The sequence below is a fragment of the Paenibacillus sp. V4I9 genome (assembly GCF_030817295.1).
In the GTDB taxonomy this organism is placed as follows: Bacteria; Bacillota; Bacilli; order Paenibacillales; family NBRC-103111; genus Paenibacillus_E.
Map to the genome: position 1 here is coordinate 1,321,617 of NZ_JAUSZE010000001.1, position 17,029 is coordinate 1,338,645.

20 protein-coding genes and 1 other annotated feature are annotated in these 17,029 nt (G+C 45.0%); of the genes, 19 read left to right on the forward strand and 1 reads right to left on the reverse strand.

The features are described 5' to 3' along the window. Window positions 1-1,389 (forward strand): UDP-N-acetylmuramate--L-alanine ligase, encoded by a 1,389-nt coding sequence (gene murC / locus QFZ81_RS06400; protein WP_307446668.1) that lies wholly within the window; start codon window positions 1-3, stop codon window positions 1,387-1,389. Between the two features lie 160 nt (window positions 1,390-1,549). Next, window positions 1,550-2,899: an SPOR domain-containing protein gene (locus QFZ81_RS06405; RefSeq protein ID WP_307601971.1), complete on the forward strand. Its 1,350-nt coding sequence runs from the start codon at window positions 1,550-1,552 to the stop codon at window positions 2,897-2,899. 49 nt (window positions 2,900-2,948) lie between these two features. Here QFZ81_RS06405 and QFZ81_RS06410 read toward each other — a convergent pair whose 3' ends face one another. Further along, window positions 2,949-4,193, reverse strand: a complete 1,245-nt coding sequence (locus QFZ81_RS06410) for an N-acetylmuramoyl-L-alanine amidase (RefSeq protein ID WP_307601973.1) — start codon at window positions 4,191-4,193, stop codon at window positions 2,949-2,951. Between the two features lie 146 nt (window positions 4,194-4,339). Here QFZ81_RS06410 and QFZ81_RS06415 point away from each other — a divergent pair, with 146 nt between their 5' ends. The 17 genes from QFZ81_RS06415 (at window position 4,340) to QFZ81_RS06495 (ending at window position 16,981) form a co-directional block, all read left to right on the forward strand. Next, on the forward strand, window positions 4,340-4,582 hold the full coding sequence (locus QFZ81_RS06415) for a DUF4321 domain-containing protein (protein ID WP_047675969.1): 243 nt from the start codon (window positions 4,340-4,342) through the stop codon (window positions 4,580-4,582). Window positions 4,583-4,639: 57 nt separating this feature from the next. After that, window positions 4,640-5,242, forward strand: a complete 603-nt coding sequence (locus QFZ81_RS06420) for a Maf family protein (RefSeq protein ID WP_307601976.1) — start codon at window positions 4,640-4,642, stop codon at window positions 5,240-5,242. A 120-nt stretch (window positions 5,243-5,362) separates the two neighbouring features. After that, complete coding sequence (locus QFZ81_RS06425) at window positions 5,363-5,812, forward strand: RrF2 family transcriptional regulator (protein WP_307446648.1); 450 nt, start codon at window positions 5,363-5,365, stop codon at window positions 5,810-5,812. 111 nt (window positions 5,813-5,923) lie between these two features. Continuing rightward, window positions 5,924-6,613 carry a RadC family protein gene (gene radC / locus QFZ81_RS06430; RefSeq protein ID WP_047675978.1) on the forward strand — a complete coding sequence of 230 codons (690 nt, stop codon included), beginning with the start codon at window positions 5,924-5,926 and terminating at the stop codon, window positions 6,611-6,613. A gap of 36 nt (window positions 6,614-6,649) precedes the next feature. Then, window positions 6,650-7,684 carry a rod shape-determining protein gene (locus QFZ81_RS06435; RefSeq protein ID WP_307601977.1) on the forward strand — a complete coding sequence of 345 codons (1,035 nt, stop codon included), beginning with the start codon at window positions 6,650-6,652 and terminating at the stop codon, window positions 7,682-7,684. Window positions 7,685-7,705: 21 nt separating this feature from the next. Next, complete coding sequence (mreC, locus tag QFZ81_RS06440; protein ID WP_307446644.1) at window positions 7,706-8,566, forward strand: rod shape-determining protein MreC; 861 nt, start codon at window positions 7,706-7,708, stop codon at window positions 8,564-8,566. A gap of 13 nt (window positions 8,567-8,579) precedes the next feature. After that, entirely contained in the window at window positions 8,580-9,107 is a 528-nt protein-coding gene (mreD, locus tag QFZ81_RS06445; RefSeq protein WP_307446641.1) for a rod shape-determining protein MreD, read from the forward strand. 72 nt (window positions 9,108-9,179) lie between these two features. Further along, window positions 9,180-9,839 carry a septum site-determining protein MinC gene (minC, locus tag QFZ81_RS06450; RefSeq protein WP_307446638.1) on the forward strand — a complete coding sequence of 220 codons (660 nt, stop codon included), beginning with the start codon at window positions 9,180-9,182 and terminating at the stop codon, window positions 9,837-9,839. Window positions 9,840-9,879: 40 nt separating this feature from the next. Continuing rightward, the gene (gene minD / locus QFZ81_RS06455) at window positions 9,880-10,674 is read left to right on the forward strand and encodes a septum site-determining protein MinD (RefSeq protein ID WP_057306153.1); all 795 of its coding nucleotides are present in this window, start codon (window positions 9,880-9,882) and stop codon (window positions 10,672-10,674) included. 7 nt (window positions 10,675-10,681) lie between these two features. Further along, window positions 10,682-11,830 (forward strand): FtsW/RodA/SpoVE family cell cycle protein, encoded by a 1,149-nt coding sequence (locus tag QFZ81_RS06460; RefSeq protein WP_307446634.1) that lies wholly within the window; start codon window positions 10,682-10,684, stop codon window positions 11,828-11,830. Window positions 11,831-11,941: 111 nt separating this feature from the next. Continuing rightward, window positions 11,942-12,835, forward strand: a complete 894-nt coding sequence (locus tag QFZ81_RS06465; protein WP_307601979.1) for a M23 family metallopeptidase — start codon at window positions 11,942-11,944, stop codon at window positions 12,833-12,835. Further along, window positions 12,828-13,703, forward strand: coding sequence for a M50 family metallopeptidase (locus tag QFZ81_RS06470; protein ID WP_307601981.1), 876 nt, complete (start codon window positions 12,828-12,830; stop codon window positions 13,701-13,703). Before QFZ81_RS06465 ends, QFZ81_RS06470 begins: the two co-directional genes overlap by 8 nt. A 23-nt stretch (window positions 13,704-13,726) precedes the next feature. After that, complete coding sequence (locus tag QFZ81_RS06475) at window positions 13,727-14,890, forward strand: Rne/Rng family ribonuclease (RefSeq protein ID WP_307601983.1); 1,164 nt, start codon at window positions 13,727-13,729, stop codon at window positions 14,888-14,890. A gap of 52 nt (window positions 14,891-14,942) precedes the next feature. After that, window positions 14,943-15,031 (forward strand) — a sequence feature (ribosomal protein L21 leader region). A gap of 12 nt (window positions 15,032-15,043) precedes the next feature. Then, the gene (rplU, locus tag QFZ81_RS06480) at window positions 15,044-15,355 is read left to right on the forward strand and encodes a 50S ribosomal protein L21 (protein WP_307446622.1); all 312 of its coding nucleotides are present in this window, start codon (window positions 15,044-15,046) and stop codon (window positions 15,353-15,355) included. 11 nt (window positions 15,356-15,366) lie between these two features. Next, a complete protein-coding gene (locus QFZ81_RS06485; RefSeq protein WP_029194674.1) occupies window positions 15,367-15,720 on the forward strand; it encodes a ribosomal-processing cysteine protease Prp in 354 nt (117 codons plus the stop codon). Window positions 15,721-15,724: 4 nt separating this feature from the next. Next, the gene (gene rpmA, locus QFZ81_RS06490; protein WP_029194675.1) at window positions 15,725-16,036 is read left to right on the forward strand and encodes a 50S ribosomal protein L27; all 312 of its coding nucleotides are present in this window, start codon (window positions 15,725-15,727) and stop codon (window positions 16,034-16,036) included. A gap of 345 nt (window positions 16,037-16,381) precedes the next feature. Next, window positions 16,382-16,981 carry a Spo0B domain-containing protein gene (locus QFZ81_RS06495; protein ID WP_307601986.1) on the forward strand — a complete coding sequence of 200 codons (600 nt, stop codon included), beginning with the start codon at window positions 16,382-16,384 and terminating at the stop codon, window positions 16,979-16,981. The last annotated feature ends 48 nt before the right edge of the window (window positions 16,982-17,029 follow it).

Consider the following 17,029-nt stretch of genomic DNA (forward strand, 5'->3'; position numbering starts at 1 on the left):
GTGAGTCAAGCAGAACACGTACATTTTATAGGCATCGGCGGATACGGCATGAGTGCCATTGCCAAAGTCATGCTGGAAATGGGATACCGGATATCTGGTTCCGATCTGGCACAGCAAGAGCTTACTGAAAAGCTGAAAGCGAAGGGTGCGCAAGTTTTCATCGGACATGAAGCTAGAAATGTGTCAGGGGCTGATTTGGTTGTGTATTCAACCGCTTTGGCCAAAGACAATGTAGAAATGCAAGCTGCGGAACAATTGAATATTCCGATTATTCATCGCTCACAAATGCTTGCTCGGCTCATGAATGAGCGTAAAGGCATTGCGGTAGCTGGTGCACACGGCAAAACAACAACATCATCAATGATTGCTTTAGTCATGGAGATTTGTGGAATAGATCCGACCTATATCATTGGTGGCGAGATCATGAATGTGGGCAGTAATGCCAAAGCAGGCAAGGGTGAATTCGTCGTGGCAGAAGCGGACGAGAGTGATGGAACCTTTCTTCAATATCACCCAACCCTCGCACTTGTGAACAATATCGAAGCGGATCACTTGGAGAATTACAATGGTGATTTCGAGAATTTGAAGAAGGCTTACAAGCAATTCCTCAGTCAAGTTAGACCTGGCGGGAGAGCTATTGTTTGTCATGATGATACGTTCTTACGTGAAATGATTCCGCATATTCAAAGCGAAGTTATTACGTATGGCATAGATACTGAGGCTGATTATGTCGCAAGCGATATTACGTTAGGTGATCGTAAGGTTACGTTTACTGTACAGTTCAAAGGGGCGGCACTCGGTCAGGTTAGCTTGTCCGTACCTGGTAAACACAACGTATATAATGCACTAGCAACACTTATCACCTGTTTGGAAGCAGGGCTCACTTTCGAGAAAATTGCAGAAGCTATTCAGGAATTCCGCGGTGCAAAGCGTAGGTTCCAAGTGCTGGGAGAAGTTGCGAACATATTGGTTATTGATGACTACGCACATCATCCTACGGAGATTCAAGCAACTATTTCTGCAGCAAAAGCAACAGGGAAACGCATCATAGCTGTATTCCAACCGCAACGCTATACGCGAACCTATTATTTATTTGAACAGTTCAGCCGCTCATTCGATGAAGCTGATGAGGTTATTATTACCGATATTTACTCACCTGCCGGCGAGCAGCGAATTGAGGGCATAGATTCAGCCAAACTGGTTGATTTGATCCGCAGTAACAGCAACCCGAATGTTCAGCATATTGCAACTCGGGATGAGGTACTCGCTTATTTGATTCAGCATGTGCAGCCTGGTGACTTGGTATTAACCATGGGAGCGGGCGACATCTGGAAAGCAGCTGATGGTTTAGCGAAATCGCTGCGTAAAAAGTACGAACCGACTAGTTAGAAAAAAGATCGCTGCAAGCCAAACGGCTGGAGGCGGTCTTTTTTTGATGAAAGAAACATAATGGGGTTCTCTCTATCATAATCTAGTAACAGAAGATTTGGACAAGACGACGCGGCGCTATGCCCGTTTCCAAATAAATATTACGAGGAGTGATTGAGAGATGAACAAGAATAAAGCAAGAATAACCTACCGTTTCGATCCACAGGAAAGGTCGGAATCAAACCGTAGAGCATCGCGAGTACCCGATCAAGAGGAGAAAGTGATACCACTCTATCAGGAAGAGTTTAAGGTTATAGATTCTACGATAGACCGTCATACGTCGGATGAGGTTACTCCTTATCATCAAGCGGAGAGGGAGCAAGTCGAACATTTATTTGAACCTCATGCTTTAAATACGTTCACGACGGATTTTGGAAGCTGGAACAGTCCGATTGAGTCGGAAGGTGAGCGAGTGGAACGGATCATTCGTGAGTCACAGGAAGCCCGTGAGAATTCAGCTGTTAGAAATCCGTCAACAGAGAGAGCAGAGCCTACTTCTGACAGACATCGGGATGAGTGGTCAACCTGGACGTCTAAGGAACCCTATAAGGAACCGGGGACAGGTGCCAGATACGCGAAATCATCTGGTACACCGTGGATTCGAATTGCAACATCAGTGGCAGGAGCGGTGGTGACGGGTATTGCGTTTGGTTTCTTTGTTCTCTCCATGTTTTCAAGCGATCGTGATACCAAAGATACGGCATCGATTAAAAATACGATAACAGTTCCTTCGCCCAATGTACAAGCAGCAGTCCCATCGAAAGCGCCAACAGGAGCAACTAAAACGACTGCAGATCAAGCGCCTGCCATTCCGGCTTCTGCCTCAGCTGTCACAGCGGTTCAAATTCCTGCAAAATCGTATACTTTCCTTCAAAATGGTGTATATAGTACCTTACAGGGAGCTCAAGCTATCCAAGAAACCCTGAAGAAGAAAGGGTTAGCCACTGCCCTTGACACGACAGATAAGCTAACCGTATTCGTCGGATTTGCCAAAAACCGAGATGACGCTCTCGCATTAAGAGAACAACTGCAAACAACAGATAAAACCATTGAGGTTTATATGAAAAATGTGGATATCCCCGCGGCTACAGGCATTCGTTGGAGCGGCCCGAAACCGGAGTCGGTTCCAACCTTCATTGCCGAAGGTGATAAATTAGTGAATACGATCAATGGATTAGCGCTTGTTCATTTGGCTGAGACGAAGCCAACCCCGCTTGCTGAAACGTCGCTGCAATCGATTCGCTCTTCGCATCAGCTGCTTACGACATTGTCGGCCTCGATGGGCGAGGGGGTAGGTGATGACACGAAGCTATTCGTGCAAAAAATGACTACATCGATCAACAGCGCGGTTCAATCGATGGAAGAGTACAAGAAGAGTCCTTCTACGGCTATGCTTTGGCAAGCTCAATCATCCATGATGCAGTACATTATTGCTCAAAGAGAGCTGCTTAAGAAAATCAGCGTATCCTAATAAAAAAGCAGTGTGACCAAAACTCTCAGGAGTTTGGACACACTGCTTTTTATTTGTAGTAGCGATTGAGCATAGCCGCAATCTCTGCACGGGTAATGGTTTGACTAGGTTTAAACGCGGTATCCGTTATACCATCAATGATGCCCTTATTTCTTAGCGCATAAATGGCCTTAGCACTCCATAATGTCTCAGGTACATCATTGAATGATGCGGATGATACTACAGCAGGCTGGTTATTTGTTGTGGAAGACGACATTTGTAAAAGACGATCGAAGAGAAAAGCGACTTCACCTCTCGTAATCGATTGATTCGGTCGAATCGTTCCATCGGAGTAGCCCTGCAGGAGGTTTAAGTTTTTGGCTTTAGTAAATACAGGGCTCGCCCAATGGGAAGACGGCAAGTCTATGTAACTTTGCTCAGCCGGAGATTGGCAGCCGTAAACGATGGATGTCACAGTATTGCTCGGCTCACAGACGGCTTTCAACTTGCTGAACGTAAATACCCGATCCATTAATGTGAGAAATTCTGCTCTTGTTAACGCACGTTCCGGTTCATAACGATTAGCAATACCTTCAATAATACCTTTATTTTTCATCCGCATGATCGCTTCTCTTGCCCAATGATCAAGTGAATCTGTGAACAGGGGCGGCGAGTAGGCAGCGATACCATCAGCAATACCTGCAGCCATTTTAGACCGAACGGAATCGCTTGCAAGCAAAGCAGCGTCGCTTGTTTGGCTAAGAAAGGCCGTCTCCACGAGAATACTCGGAATCGTTCCCATTCGGGCTACATAAACGGCACTTGGAATGAGACCTAAGTTTTTGGTGCCGGCAGCAGCTAGTAGAGAATCCAAAACATGCTGTGCGAGGTCTTTATTATACGGAGTTAATTGTTTCATCGTATCACTTGCTGGATAATCTTCTTGTGGATAATCATTGTCGTAGTAGAGAACCATAGTTCCTTTCGTTTTGCCGTCCGGATGCGCATTGGCGTGGATAGATACGAATAAATCCGCTTGCAGCGTATTTGTAAATTCGACGCGCTGTGCGAGTGACCAATAGGAGTCATCTGTTCTTGTTAAGACAACTTCATAACCTTTTGCGACTAGCTCGTCCCGTACCTTCTGGGTGATGTCCCAATTGACATCTTTTTCACGCAGACCGTTTATACCGGTTGCTCCAGGATCACTTCCACCATGTCCGGCATCGAGGACAACTTTGTAAGCGAATGCTTGATAAGGAAATGCAAATGTAAGTAATAAGGATAAAAGGATAAGTCTTTTAAGTAGAGTCATAAGTTGAAATACCTCCGCTAACTATCTTACTAGGATAGGCTTACGTTGTAAGCTGGTAAGAATCACCATCCTATCATATTTTTACTTGGAAAAAAGAAGAGTCTGCCCGTATAATAAGGCTTGTACATAAAGAGAGGATGACAGGAATGAAAAAAGGTACCTTCACATTGATCGTATTTTTAATCGTCGGTTTAATTACCGGGATTATCATAGGCCAGCTGCTGGCTGCAGTGCCTGCTCTCGCATTTTTGACCAAATCGGCGCAAATTTCATGGGAGCCCAAAGCCGATTTACAAGTCGTGAAATATGAGTTCCATCTTTTGGTGAAACTAAACCTGTGCAGTATTCTTGGATTAGTGGGGGCGTACCTCCTGTATCGTAAGGTGTAACTGGATTGCATTTGGAAAGCCTTATTAAATATTACAATCAGCTAGGAGTTGTTTCTTTTGAGTCATTCCCCTAAACAAAGACTTATTCTTGCTTCGTCTTCACCTCGGAGGCAGGAACTTATTCAATCACTTGGTTTACCCTATATCATTCGAGTGAGTGACGCAGATGAGACCGTCGAAGAAAAAATATCGCCTGCTGAGCTCGTAGAAGTGCTCTCTTTGCGTAAAGCCTTAACTGTTCTTGAAATGCTTGAAGCCAGTGAAAAAGAAGGAATCATCATCGGATCTGACACCGTTGTTGTCTATCAAGATGAAGTTTTAGGTAAACCGGTGGATGAACAGGATTCTTTCAGGATGCTTAAAGCATTGCAAGGCAGTACGCATCAGGTTTACAGTGGAGTTGCTTGTGTGGATGCGGCTACAGGTAAGCAGGTTGTCTGTCATCGTGTGACACATGTGAAGATGAAGATCATGTCTGACGCACAAATTCTACGTTATATTGCCACAGGCGAACCTAAGGATAAAGCAGGCTCCTATGCGATTCAAGGGATCGGAGCAACGATCGTAGAATCTATTGAAGGTGATTACTTTACTGTTGTTGGTTTGCCGCTTTCTCTGCTCAGTGATCTGTTACTAAGCTTTGAAATTCAAGTTCTATAGTTATCAGATCCTAGCTGGAATTTATGTCCAAAGTAGGACTCATACATTGACTGTGTAATCTGTAACGGTTACAATGACAGTAAGCGACATGACTTCGCATTCTTCAGGGAGGTATTGGCCATGAACAGCGAATTTACAATAGCCGTCCACAGTCTCGTATTTCTGGCTCATTTACCGGATCATATGGCAACCAGCGAAGAAATTGCTGTGAATGTATCTACCCATTCTGCTCGTATACGTAAAGTTATGGGCTTTCTACGAAAAGCAGGTTACGTTTCGACCAAAGAAGGAATCGGTGGCGGATTCATACTTAGCTGCAACCCGAACGAGGTGACACTCGGCGAAATTTACCGATTAACTTGTCAAGGTTCCTTGAAACCGAGCTGGTGCTCTGGTGATGAGAATAAGCCCTGCGTCATATCATCCAAAATGGATCTATTGATGGGGAAGGTTTTCATTGACGCAGAGAAGCAGATGGAAATATACTTTGATGGACATACCATCGGCAGTATGCTGGAACAAATCAGAGCGTTCGAGTGTCCACAATCGAATAAAGAGCAATTGTCCTAGAAGCCCTCGGATCTTACAAATCTGCGGGCTTTATTTTGTTTTATGAGCACTTATCCATATGAATGGGATGCGTTTAAGTAACACAACCTACATAACGAAAGAGGGGAATTCATGGAAGTCACAAGCTTGATGCTACGAGAAGTACCGCAGGAGGAAAGACCTAGAGAGCGAATGCTCCAATATGGAGCTGGTGCATTAAGTCATGCAGAACTCCTAGCCATTTTACTTCGAACAGGGACGGTGTCGGAGTCAGCACTGCGTCTAGCAGGTCGTATATTAAGTGAAAGCGGCGGGCTGCGCAGCCTTGTTGACATGAGCAAAGACCAGCTTACGCAAATCAAGGGAATCGGCGATGCGAAGGCTTTACAAATTCAAGCCGGGATTGAGCTCGGACGCAGACTGGCTAAGAGTACATTTGCGGAGCGAGTTACGATTCGATCTCCCAAGGATATCGCAGATTTGGTAAGTGAAGATCTTCGCTATTTGCAGAAAGAACATTTCGTTTGCTTATTTCTCAATACGAAGAACCATTTGCTTGCACAGGAAACATTATCGATGGGCAGCCTAAATGCGTCCATTGTTCATCCTCGTGAAGTGTTTCGCGCGGCAATCAAGCGCAGCAGTGCTTCGATCATTTGTGTACACAATCATCCTAGCGGTGATCCAACTCCAAGTCCGGAGGATATTCAGCTCACGCATCGTCTTATGGAGGCAGGAACTATAATTGGTATTGAAGTGCTTGATCATGTTATCATTGGTGATCAGAGATTCATAAGTTTGAAGGAACAAGGCTTTATGTAATATAATAGATAACGCAATAGGAAAGGAGCAACTGCCATGTTCGGTGGTTTTACGAAAGACTTAGGAATTGATTTAGGTACAGCGAATACACTGGTTTATGTAAAAGGCAAAGGAATTGTCGTTAGGGAGCCGTCCGTGGTTGCTCTACGTACTGATACAAAAACAATCGAGGCTGTCGGAGACGCCGCTAAAAAAATGATCGGTCGTACACCAGGCAACATTCGTGCAATTCGCCCGATGAAGGATGGGGTTATCGCTGATTTCGAGACGACCGCGACGATGATTCGTTACTTCTTAAGACAAGCACAGAAGCAGCGTTGGTTGTTCCCGCGTCACCCCAATGTTATGGTTTGTGTGCCTTCGGGCATCACAGCTGTTGAGAAGCGTGCTGTTGAAGATGCGACGAAGCAGGCTGGAGCACGCGAAGCTTACACGATTGAAGAACCTTTCGCAGCAGCGATTGGTGCCGACCTTCCCGTCTGGGAACCAACTGGAAGCATGGTTGTCGACATTGGAGGAGGAACAACGGAGGTTGCTGTCATCTCTCTTGGAGGGATTGTAACGAGCCGTTCCATCCGTATCGCAGGCGATGAAATGGACGAAGCCATCATTCAATACATTAAACGAACGTATAATTTGATGATCGGGGAACGTACATCCGAAACGCTTAAGATGGAAATCGGGTCGGCACTTCCGATGGACAAGCCAGAGTCTCTCGAAATACGAGGACGCGATCTTGTTTCCGGATTACCGAAAACGCTAAGCGTTACTTCGCATGAAATTACGGAATCGTTGATGGACACGGTGAATGCGATCGTTGAGGCTGTGAAGGTTACTCTCGAGAAGTGCCCGCCTGAATTATCAGCGGATATCATGGATCGGGGGATTGTTCTTACGGGCGGCGGCGGCTTATTGCGTAATCTTGACCGTCTGCTTGCCAGAGAAACCGGAATGCCAGTACTCGTCGCTGATAATCCGCTAGATTGTGTGGCGATTGGAACGGGTCGCGCTTTGGAAAATATCCATTTGTTCAAGAACAGATCAGGATCCAGTTCGAGATATAAGCGTTAATATTCGTTAGAAGGTGCTAATTTGTTTAAATTTATGGGCAACAAGAGGTTGATTTTTCTGATGTTCGGTCTAGTCTGCTTCTTTATATTGATGGGACTGACACTCGGGAACCGGGCACCCATGACGTGGCCGGAGAAATTTGTTAAAGACTCGGTATCATGGACACAAGGACTCTTCTACAAGCCCGCTGCGCAGGTAGCGGGTTTCTTCGAAGATATCCGGCAGCTAAGAGTCATCTACGAGGAAAATAAGACGCTGAAACTGACTCTTACGCAGTATGCACGAGATACACAGCGGCTGAATGAGCTAGAATCACAAAACAAGCGGTTAATGGAGGCTCTTGGCTTTACAGAAAGACAGCGTCAGGCTAACGTGTATACGTATCGTATTGCTGAGGTTGTAACCATTGATCCGGATCCGTATAATAGCACGGTTACGATTAATTTAGGCGATAAAGATGGTATCAAGGAGAATATGGCGGTCATGACCGTAGATGGGTTGGTCGGCAGGGTGAGTAAGGTGTTTGGTTTTCACTCTAATGTTCAATTACTCACCGAAATGAATGATACCGACAATAACTCTAAGGCGATTGCTGTTACTGTGAAAGGAAGTGCGAATCCACCTTTCGGGGTGATTGAGTCCTATTCCAAAACGGGCGAGTTTGTGATGAATAAGGTCGAAAATGCTGACGATATGAAGGTCGGAGACACAATCATCACATCAGGCATGGGGCAAGTATTTCCTAAGGGCATTGAGGTTGGGACAATCTCTTCCATCGGTCCAGGGGAATTCGGCATTACATACAAGGTTATGGTGAAGCCCAAAGCTTCGTTCAACCATATTCGTGAAGTGTTTGTTGTCGAAGTCCCGGAAGTGAAATGAGGTGAGCCTTTAAGTGACTCGACATCTGTTGTGGCTCATTCTACTCGGTTTGTTTATCTTGCAAGGAACCTTGCTTATTTGGCTGATCCCTTCAGCATGGCAATCTAGCGTTAATGTTACACCCCATTTAACACTTGTATTCATTTTGTTTATCGGACTTTTTCATCATCGTCATACCGCATTAATTTATGGGCTATTGTTCGGACTATTGCACGACTTTAATTATTATGGATCGATGCTAGGTGTATACTCCTTCGGCATGGGGCTTACTGGCTATTTGGCCGGATTGGCGCAGCGAAGGCAGCCTAATTTGATTTTTTATAACTTACTCATAACAGGCGTTGGTTTACTCTTGTTTGAGTTTATTAATTATGGTATCAATCGGTTGTTCAAGCTTATTGATATTGATTTGAAGTTTGCTCTCACCCATTACATGCTTCCAAGTGTTCTATTTAATCTGCTAATCGCCTTGATTTGCTACGTTCCCATCCGCAAGCTGCTTGAAGGAAAGCGGAATGTGACGTCCGGAAACGAAGATTAATTTTCCAGGCTCTAGGCAGGAGAATCCGGGACATGAACCGAAATGTATAGGTTGGGAGGTCGTAGCGCAATTATGTCTGTAACAAAGCACCATGTGATGATAAAAGGGGTCAAGGATGGCCTTGTTTTTTTGCTAAACGACGCATGCGAATGGCAAATTTTGCTGCAAGAGCTGCAGCACAAGCTTGAGAAAACGCATCAGCAAATATTGACTGGACCGATTATTCATGTGCACGTTAAATTAGGCACCCGAGAAGCGACCGATGAACAGAAGGAAGAAATTCGGTCCGTCATCAGACAAAAAGGCAACCTGCTTATCCAATCAATCGAAAGTGAGTCGCCTAAAGAGGAAGCTGCAGAAGAATCTGCGGTTTCTATGACAACGCTCAAAGGAATGATTCGATCGGGACAAACCCTACACAACGAGGGTGATTTATTATATTTAGGCGATGTTAATCCTGGCGGAACGATTACATCTACAGGGAACATTTATATAATGGGGTCTCTTCGCGGCATGGCGCATGCGGGGGTGGATGGCGATGAGAAAGCGATTATTGCTGCTTCTCATATGCGTCCCACGCAACTGAGGATTGCCGGAATCATTAGTCGTCCACCAGATGAATGGGGAATCGACGAGGCATTCATGGAATTTGCTTATGTCAAAGAAGGTAAAATGGAAATCGACAAGCTGCACCAACTTCATCGTATTTGGCCAGAATCGAATGTAAAATAATCGTTTGTATATGTGAAAATAGCGTGTGGGGTGAGAAAATATGGGAGAGGCAATCGTCGTCACTTCAGGAAAAGGTGGCGTTGGTAAAACAACGACATCTGCGAATCTTGGAACGGCACTAGCGCTTTTAGGGAAAAAAGTTTGCATGGTAGATACCGACATTGGACTGCGCAATCTTGATGTGGTCATGGGTCTGGAAAACCGTATTATTTATGATCTTGTCGATGTTGCAGAAGGCCGCTGCCGTTTGCCCCAAGCCTTAATTAAGGATAAGCGCTTTGATGAGCTTTATCTTTTGCCAGCTGCTCAAACGAAGGATAAGCATGCCGTATCGCCAGAGCAAGTAAGGGATATTATTTTGGAGCTCAAAAAAGATTTTGAATTTGTCATTATCGACTGTCCAGCTGGCATCGAACAAGGCTTCAAGAATGCCGTAGCCGGAGCAGACAAAGCGATCGTTGTTACTACCCCGGAGAACGCGGCTGTACGTGATGCTGACCGCATTATCGGTTTGCTGGAAAATGAGAAAATTTCCTCGCCTAAGTTAGTCATTAACCGCATTCGTCCATTGATGATGAAAAAAGGCGAGATGCTGGATATTGATGAAATATGCTCGGTACTCGCCATAGATTTGTTAGGGATAGTTCCAGATGACGAGCATGTGATCAAAGCAGCCAACTTAGGGGAACCCACCGTGATGAACCCGTCGTCACGCGCTGCTATTGCTTACCGCAATATCGCTCGTCGTATTTTGGGTGACACGGTGCCGCTCATGCAATTGGAGGACAAAAGCGGCTGGGTCAAACGAATGAAAAAGTTTATCGGAATAGGATGATAGATCTGTGCTTGCCAAACTGAAAAACATAGATATTCCTATTGTTGTCATTTTGATTGCCTTTATGGTCATTAGTACGATGCTTGTATATAGTGCATCTATCGATCATCCTAAAATTAACGTTAGTATCACAAAAATACTGATTTTATATGGCGTTGGTCTAGCAGCATTTGTTGCAAGCAGTTTATTTGATTATCGAATACTAATCAGAATCGCTCCCTATCTTTATGGTATCGGGATCTTTTCTTTGGTCGCTGTCTACTTTTTTGGGACGAAAATTCATGGGGCGCGTGGCTGGTTTGAGCTCCCGGGCGGCTTAACCTTTCAACCGGCTGAGTTAGTGAAATTAATTCTAATCGTTGCTGTTACTGCACTGTTGGCAAGGCGCAAAGGTGATTTACTGCAAATTAAGAATGATATTATTCCAGTCGGCGTAGCCGTGTTGATCCCGTTTTTCTTGGTCCTCATTCAACCTGATCTAGGGAATGCGATCATTTTTGTGATCATACTTTTGGGTATGATTTGGATTGGTAATATTAAATATTCGCATGTCTTACTTAGCACAGTCGTAATCATAGGCGCTGGATTCTTGCTGTTGACGTTATATAAGTATTTCCATCAATCCCTGTTTGATATGCTTAAGGGTTATGGTTTTAGTCATTGGATGGATCGTATTGATACGTTCCTTTATCCGCAAGATGTGTCTGATGATGATAATTATCAGGTCCGTAATGCGGTAAGGGCGATCGGTTCAGGAGGTTTGGAAGGCGAAGGTTTTCTGAAAGGTACTTCTGTTCATAGTAATTTCATTCCATTCGCGTATTCCGATTCGATTTTCGTCGTAGTTGGTGAGGAATTCGGTTTCCGCGGGTCAGCGGTTCTATTGTTGATCTATTTTTTACTCATTTACCGCATGATTCTCATCTCGATCCAGAGTACTCAGCTTAGCGGAGCATATATTGTGGTCGGTGTGGTTTCCATGTTCGTCTTTCAGATTTTTGAAAATGTCGGGATGATGATTGGTATCATGCCGTTAACAGGAATCACACTTCCTTTCGTCAGTTATGGGGGAACTTCTCTACTGATTAACATGCTTTCATTAGGCCTCGTGATGAGCGTAAGGCTGCATCAGGAACGTGAGCCAGAATTTTTCTAAACGTATATGAAATTTTGAGCCCTTGACCTTGGTCAGGGGCTCTTTTTGTCCACATAATCTTGTCCCTCTTCTCATAGGCTGTACAAAGGTAAAGGATGGGGAGGGGCTTCCATGGAAGTCAAAGATAAAGTGAAACAGCGAAGGATAGAACGACTTCGCAATTTGCGTGAAACGTCAGATCCATCTAACGGGAGTGGAAGTCCGGTGAGATCCTCTCGAATTAGGGGTAATTCGTTGCCCATACATCAGCATTCCGAAGCACCTCTTTATGTGGATTCCGAATGGAAACGGCGAATGGAGGATCCTGAGTATGCATGGCAGCAAAAATTATTAATGGATACAGCATTAGTCGGGCGAGATTATCTGAGGGATGGTGAAAGAGGGCTATTAGCGCCGCCTTCGCCTCGTAAGATTGCGGTCAAGCTATTCATTAGCTGTGTTTTGTTTGCAGCGCTATACGGGATGTTCCAGCTTAATCAGCCTTGGGCTAATAAAGGGAAGCAAATCGTGACTGCTTCTCTTACACAGTCATATGATTTCTCGTCATTGTCAGCTTGGTATAGCGATAAGTTTGGTGGGTCACCTTCGTTCATTCCCAGTTTCAACCGTGAAGGGAATGAGGCCATAAGAGTGAATGCCTCTAAGCGTACCTTTTTTTCTCCTGCAAAGGGAAGTATTCTTACGCGATATGATGGAACTTCCCACATAGGAGTTAATTTGAACACCATTGAATTTGCACCAGTATATGCGCTGGATACAGGTCAAGTCATTTTCTCCGGTACAGCTGCAGAAACGGGCCTAACGATTGTGATACGCCATCCAGGAGGTCTTCAATCTTTGTACGGCGGATTGAGTGAGGCCAATGTTGAGGTAGGTGACTGGATGAAAGTCGGTGAACCCATCGGTAAGGCATCCAAGAAGGATCCTGCGAAGGGAACGCTTTACTTTGCCGTTACGAAGGACGGGCATCCCGTCAATCCATCGGATGTGATTAGCTTTGATTAAATGGGCCGGAACTACGTATCGATTCCACCCTTTATTTACGCTCATTATGATTGGCTCTGCCATTACAGGCTACTTCCTGGAGGCCGTTACGTTATTTGGCATCGTACTGGTTCACGAATTTGGTCATTTGGCTGCTGCCAACGGCTTTGGGTGGAGGGTGCGGGAAGTGCAGCTTCTGCCTTTTGGCGGAGTCTTGATCGTTGATGAGCTTGGAACGGCTCCGACGCGTGAAGAGCTCATTGTCTCCCTAGCTGGGCCGCTTCAGCACGTATGGATGATTCTCGTTGCGCTGCTGATGAAATGGGTGGATGTGGGCGCAAGCAGCTGGTGGGATTACTTCATTGAAGCTAATTTGATGATTGGTTTATTTAATCTCATTCCCGTCATGCCGCTCGATGGCGGCAAAGTGATGCAGTCATTGTTAGGGTATTTATTGTCCTACCATAACACGATTTTATATACAGCATGGATCAGTATGATCTTAAGTCTGGCTATTATTGTAATAGCCATTATCCAACTGATCAGCGGACACCTCCCGCTCAATATATTGGTCATTGGTATTTTCTTACTTGTATCCAATTGGTTTGCCTATCGGCAGCTGCCCTACCACTTTTTTCGCTTTCTTATTGGTCGCGGGAACCGAATGAGTCAGCTATTGAGCCGCGGGACATTAGCACAGCCAATTGTCATTACAAGACACCGCACAATGGCGGAAACACTGAAACTTTTTATGCGGGAAAAATATCATTTAATCTATGTCGTAGGAGAAACAGGGCGCATACAAGCCGTATTGCCGGAGCAACAATTAGTCAGCGGTTATTTGGATGGGAAAAAACCGGGGAGTGCAGTTTCCGATCTTTTCATGTAAAATAACTGTTGAGGTGAACGTGTATGAAGCAACTTATAATTCACTGCGCACCTGATCTTACACAAGCGGCATTGCTTGAAGAAAGTCGTCTTGTTGAGTATGATACGCAGTATCCGCTTGATTCTCAGAGAGCAGGCAGCATCTACATGGGTCGCATCGTCAACGTCCTTCCCGGCATGCAGGCGGCATTCGTCGATATCGGTCTTGCGAAGAATGCCTTTCTATATATAGACGACCTCCTACCCGTCCACTTGGATAAACAGCCTAAGATTAAACCCTCAATAACGGAGCTCGCCGAAGTCGGTCAGACGCTGATGGTGCAGGTGACGAAGGATCCGCAAGGTACTAAAGGCGCAAGAGTAACAACGCATGTTTCCATTCCTGGCCGCTGGGTTGTTTATATGCCAGACGCCGATTATATTGCTATATCCCGTAAAATTGATTTGGACGCAGAACGGCAGCGCCTCAAACAGCTTGCTGAAGGCAGCTTGCTTCCTGGTGAAGGTGTTATTGTAAGAACGGGTGCTATTGGTCAAAGCGAAGAAGCCATTCGTGATGATTTGCAAAATTTACGAGAATTATGGAGTGCCATTGTGTCAAAAATGGAAGAGGCACATGCGCCAGCGCAGCTATATCAGGATCTTGATCTCCTGCCTAGATTAGCCCGAGATGTCATCACGGATGACGTTCATGAAGTTTGGCTAAATGACGCCAAAGTGTATGAAGAGATGAAACAGTTACTCCGTAAGCAGCAGCCGAGTTGGCGTGGACGCGTAGCTTATTATGACCGCAAGATACCGTTGTTTGATCAATTTGGTGTTACGGAAGAGCTGAATCAGAGCTTTAGGCGTAAAATTTGGCTGCCTAGCGGCGGATATTTAATATTTGATCAAACCGAAGCACTTACCGTGATTGATGTGAATACGGGAAGGTACACTGGATCCATTGATTTAGAACAGACAGTCACTGATATCAATCGAGAAGCGGCGAGTGAAATTCCAAGGCTGCTGCGTCTACGTAATATTAGAGGCATTATTATTGTTGATTTTATAGACATGAGTTCGGAAATGAATCGAGCAGCCGTGATGGAGAACATCACACAAGCCGTGCGTAAGGATCGCTCCAAAACGATCATTGTCGGTTGGACCAAGCTAGGCCTGCTTGAGATGACGCGTAAACGGAAATAACAATTGCATTACAAAATGTTTCTGTGATATAATACTCGGAGTGTGTTGTTTAGGCATGCTGTAACCGCACGAATCGGGTCTAAGCACGGATTTGGATTTTATCCTAACCGTCACCTGGACAAGGCGAGTCTGAGACATGAGGAGGTAATGAAAATGTACGCAATTATTGAAACAGGTGGTAAACAGTACAAAGTTCAAGAGGGCGATGTTCTTTACATCGAGAAATTGAACGCAGCTGAAGGTGAAGTTGTTTCTTTTGATCGTGTGTTCTTGGTTTCCAAAGAGAGTGGCTTAGTAGTAGGTGCTCCGTTGGTTGCTGGTGCTACAGTTTCCGCGAAAGTGGAGAAACACGGCAAAGGCGCTAAAGTCATCGTTTATAAGTACAAGCCGAAAAAGAACTATCACAAAAAGCAAGGTCATCGTCAACCGTATACAAGAGTAGTAGTTGAGAAAATCCAAGCGTAAGAGGCAGCCTTATGATCTATGTGACCATAGAGCGTCTTGCACCGGATTCACCTCAGATCTCATCTTTTGTAGTGGAAGGCCATGCTGAATATGACGTACCCGGCAAAGACCTAGTCTGCGCTGCAGTATCGGCGGTAACGTTTGGTACTTATAATTCGATTGAATCACTGACGGGCGTGATTCCCATTCACGAGATGGAACGAGGCTTGATGGATGTTACAATCCCAGAAAGTACACGATCTGTTCCGGAGACATGGAATAAGGTCCAATTGATTCTAGAATCAATGGTCGTCATGCTACAAACCATTGCAGACAATTACGGTGACTATATAACGATTGAAACAATCTATCACAAAGGAGGATAACACCATGTTGAAATTGGATCTCCAGTTTTTCGCTTCCAAAAAAGGGGTGGGTTCCACAAAGAACGGACGTGACTCACACTCTAAGCGCCTTGGCGCTAAACGTGCTGACGGTCAAACCGTTACTGCTGGAAGCATTCTCTACCGCCAACGCGGTACGAAAATTCACCCAGGAACGAATGTAGGCATCGGTTCGGATGATACACTTTTCGCTTTGGTACAAGGCGTAGTGAAATTCGAGCGTTGGGGCCGCGATCGCAAAAAAGTGAGCGTATACCCAGTTGATGTAGCTCCTGTGGCTGCAGCTTTAGAAGCATAATTTGAATCCCTGGCGAGCGATAAGCCCGCCCAGGGATTTTTTTCCTAGTACGAACAAACCTCTAAACGCGGTCACTCATCTCGAATGGCCGAGGGCAGAGGTTTTCTCATTTGTTTGGTGAAGTTTGCTAGTACATCATGATATACTGGATGAACGGTTACAAAGCAGGGAGAACGGAGCGAACGGGGAATGAAGCGAGCGGGCAGTACGCAAGTTTATTTATTAGCACTTGTGCTCATAGGATTAACGGGAATGATGTTTGTGGAACCCTGGATTGTCAGGGGCGCATTACTATTGATCATAGTCTTTTGCGGTTATACCGCCTTCAAGTTGGAAGCGAGTAGATTGGAAGAGAAATGGAGCCAAGAGCTCCGTCAACAGGAACAACTGTCTCAACAGAAGTTAATTCAGGTCATAAATCGCCTACGTCACGATTGGATGAACGATACCCAAATTTTGTTTGGTTATATTCAATTAAAGAAGTTTGATAATTTACAGCCCTATATGGAAAAAATAAAAATGACTATGCAGCAGGAAAGTAATCTCTCCAAGTTAGGTATTCCATCGTTAATTGCTTTCTTACTGCTGTTTCGCGTCCAGTCGAAATCATTAGAGCTGGAGGTTGAATTAGATCAAGAAATCAATCTTGGACAACTTCCTCTGCATGACGGCCTTATCGAAAGATTGGTACGTCAAACCGTGGAATGCGTTCAAGAGCATGCTGCGGCAAGTGACGGTGAAAGTGGTACACTCAGCTTGGAATTTGATGTTCAAGAAGATGGCTTACTGCTTGATTTTGTATATCAAGGCCCCTATAACCGGGAGCAACTTGAAAAAGCCGTGAAGGAAACCCTCCTTTCGAAAGTAAATTCTTATTCACTGGAGCATAATGATTGGCAAGAGGAAGAAGCGGTCATAACATTGCGGTTACCGTTTCGTACATAATAAAGGGCTCTTTGGTCCAAGACCAAAGTCTCTCCTTAGTTGAGGTGT